The 1369-nt window shown below is 54.9% G+C and carries 1 rRNA gene; it reads left to right on the top strand.

The features are described 5' to 3' along the window. A 16S ribosomal RNA gene (locus LKO28_RS15280) occupies positions 1-1335 on the top strand; the annotation flags it as partial. Positions 1336-1369: the final 34 nt, after the last annotated feature.

Raw genomic sequence — 1369 nt, 5'->3', positions numbered from 1 at the left:
CCACCTGGTTTCTATGTCAAATATTTATAGGACATGGATGGGCTCGCGTGGCATTAGTTAGTTGGTAAGGTAACGGCTTACCAAGACGATGATGCCTAGGGGCTCTGAGAGGAGTGACCCCCACACTGGTACTGAGACACGGACCAGACTCCTACGGGAGGCAGCAGTAGGGAATATTGGTCAATGGGCGGGAGCCTGAACCAGCCATGCCGCGTGCGGGATGAAGGCCCTATGGGTCGTAAACCGCTTTTATACGGGAACAACCGCAGTTACGTGTAACTGTCTGAGTGTACCGTAGGAATAAGGATCGGCTAACTCCGTGCCAGCAGCCGCGGTAATACGGAGGATCCGAGCGTTATCCGGATTTATTGGGTTTAAAGGGTGCGTAGGCGGCATTTTAAGTCAGGGGTGAAATACAGCGGCTCAACCGTTGCAGTGCCTTTGATACTGAAGTGCTTGAATGTGATCGAAGGAGGCGGAACGGGACAAGTAGCGGTGAAATGCATAGATATGTCCCAGAACCCCGATTGCGAAGGCAGCTTCCTAGAACATAATTGACGCTGATGCACGAAAGCGTGGGGATCGAACAGGATTAGATACCCTGGTAGTCCACGCCCTAAACGATGATGACTCGATGTTTGCGATATACAGTAAGCGTCCAAGCGAAAGCGTTAAGTCATCCACCTGGGGAGTACGGCCGCAAGGCTGAAACTCAAAGGAATTGACGGGGGCCCGCACAAGCGGAGGAGCATGTGGTTTAATTCGATGATACGCGAGGAACCTTACCCGGGCTTGAAAGTTAGCGACGGTACCAGAGACGGTACTTCCCTTCGGGGCGCGAAACTAGGTGCTGCATGGCTGTCGTCAGCTCGTGCCGTGAGGTGTTGGGTTAAGTCCCGCAACGAGCGCAACCCCTATGTTTAGTTGCCAGCATGTAGTGATGGGGACTCTAAACAGACTGCCGGCGTAAGCCGCGAGGAAGGTGGGGACGACGTCAAGTCATCATGGCCCTTACGTCCGGGGCTACACACGTGCTACAATGGGCGGTACAGCGGGTTGCTACCTGGCAACAGGATGCCAATCTCCCAAAGCCGTCCACAGTTCGGATCGGGGCCTGCAACTCGGCCCCGTGAAGCTGGATTCGCTAGTAATCGCGTATCAGCAATGACGCGGTGAATACGTTCCCGGGCCTTGTACACACCGCCCGTCAAGCCATGAAAGCCGGGGGTGCCTAAAGCATGTAGCCGCAAGGAGCGTGTTAGGGCAATACTGGTAATTGGGGCTAAGTCGTAACAAGGTAGCCGTACCGGAAGGTGCGGCTGGAATACCTCCTTTCTGGAGCGTCCGGACCGTTTCTGCTGCGCACACC

This window comes from Sphingobacterium sp. FBM7-1, from assembly GCF_020687765.1.
Classification (GTDB): Bacteria; Bacteroidota; Bacteroidia; order Sphingobacteriales; family Sphingobacteriaceae; genus Sphingobacterium.
This window is presented reverse-complemented; position numbering and strand designations above follow the sequence as displayed.